This window comes from Myroides sp. LJL115 (assembly GCF_054871665.1).
Map to the genome: position 1 here is coordinate 1 of NZ_JBTXLS010000091.1, position 2023 is coordinate 2023.

At 34.9% G+C, this 2023-nt stretch carries 2 protein-coding genes; both read right to left on the minus strand.

What is annotated here, in order from left to right:
• Positions 1 to 96: 96 nt before the first annotated feature.
• Positions 97 to 828: an IS21-like element helper ATPase IstB gene (gene istB / locus ACYSNX_RS13025; RefSeq protein ID WP_461755085.1), complete on the minus strand. Its 732-nt coding sequence runs from the start codon at positions 826 to 828 to the stop codon at positions 97 to 99.
• A 21-nt stretch (positions 829 to 849) separates the two neighbouring features.
• A partial coding sequence (locus ACYSNX_RS13030) for a Mu transposase domain-containing protein (RefSeq protein WP_461755086.1) occupies positions 850 to 2023 on the minus strand: 1174 nt, incomplete at its 5' end.

The following is a 2023-nucleotide window of genomic DNA, read 5'->3' on the forward strand; positions in this document are numbered from 1 at the left end:
TGGACATTCCGACGAAAGCGCACCAGCAATCCGGAAAGTGCACCAGTTAAAACAACTGACCTTAAAACTCTCCGTACTTCACTGATTTAAGTAAAGTTAATAATTTTTTCTTGATCTTAGTGATTTTCCTTTTAATGGTATTCGGTGAGCAGAAGCTGTCAGTCTGTCAAGTATTGCATCAGCAAGTACAGGATGATTTATGAACTCGTGCCAACTTTCTATTGGTAACTGGGAAGTTAAAATTGTAGACCCCTTACTATATCGATCTTCTAATATTTCTAATAATGTTAATCTAGCATCAGGCGTTAAGGGTTTTAAACCAAAATCATCCAAGATAATTAGATCTTGATTAGAGATATATTTTACCCATTTCAAGTAGGTACCATCCAATCTTGACTGTGCTATACTTTCCATAAATTTATTCATGCTAAAGTAGACTGTTTTGTATCCTAGTAAGCATGCTGATCTACCTATAGCACAAGCTAAGAAGCTTTTTCCACAACCAGTTGCACCTGTGATTAGTATATTCTCTGCCTTTTCCAGAAAAAGGCTATCAGACAGACGTAGCACCTGTTCTCTTGTGATGCCACGTTCGTTATTACAGATGACCTGCTCAGGTAAAGCATTGTATCTTAATTTACTAGCCTTAAGTAGTCTTTTCGTTTTAGTCTCTTGTCTAAACTCAAGCTCTGCTTGAACCATATTTGCTAATAATTCATGCATGTTCTGCTGTTCGTGAATAGGTAATTGACAAGCTGCTTGGTAACGATTAGCCATTGCTATAAGACGTAAATCTTTTAGTTGTTCTACTGTTTTTTCTGTGTCCATGATTTCAATTGTATTTTTGGTTTATTTATATTCTTCTGGTCCTCTTATATTGGTGTTTGGGATAACAATTTCGTATTCAAGATCATTGGTATTCTCTGGAAGCATATCCATGTTATTTTCTAGAATATTCTTTATAACCATATAATTGTAGCGCACACCTAATAATGCTCGTGTACATGCCTTTTCAATACGGTCAGGATTCGCTTTAGCTAAACGTTGTAGACCTAAACAGCTTTGATACGTATGATCTATATTAGGTTTGCTGTCTAGTACCTTTTGGAAGAACAATACGGTGTTCGGTCCATACTTAGAAGCTTCTTTTAGATAATCATTAGCGTTCCATATCATGCTTTCTAAATAAGCTTGATGGTTCTTAGGACAATGAGAAGTATCTGTAGTAAATTTATTTTTTTGAAAGTTCCTTTTGTGAGTTGCGATTCTCTCATTTCCGTAATAGATTTCTACATCATCTGTACAGTATTGTATTCTAACTTCCTTACCTATAAATCTATAAGGGACACTGTAATAGTGCCAGTCTTCTCCAACTACTACATGGTAATTTTTTTGGACTTTGGCTTTGGTATAATTCTTTGGGATAAAGGGAGTTGAAGGCAGTTTTTGTAAGTGTATTATTTCTTCTTGCTCGAATAATTCTCTACGACTAAAGGTTTTCTTTTGAAAATTCTGGCAATGGTGTTCTTCTAGCTTTTTAAGTATTGCTATATTTAGAGATCTTAGAGAGTAAAACTCTTCTTTTCGTAGTTTTGCATAGACTCTTCGATAGGTCATTTTAACCATATTCTCTACTGATCCTTTATCAGTAGGTTCATAGGGTCTTGTACTTAATAGGTTGATTTTATAATGAGTAGCCCATTGAGTAATGGTTTCATTGAACACAGGCTCGTAACGGTTTATCTTCTTTACCCATTGCTTCATATTATCTGATATAATGGATTTAGAAGTACCTTTAAAGCTAGTTAAACCATTGTTTAATGCTTTGATTATCTGTGGAACTGTAGAGTTCTCTAGTGCCTCAACATAGGATAACCCACTAAAAGGAAGTATCATAACTAGCACAGGACAGTATTTTATTTCTCCCGTTTGTTTGTCGATATAACAAAGTTTATCACCTGCAAAATCTACTTCTATGAGTGCTCCAGGTTCATGTGTAAAGCTTAGAGTAGCACTATTTACT

Excerpts from the sequence above, each read along its gene's own strand:
- istB (WP_461755085.1), bottom strand. The coding sequence starts at position 828 with ATGGACACAGAAAAAACAGTAGAACAACTAAAAGATTTACGTCTTATA.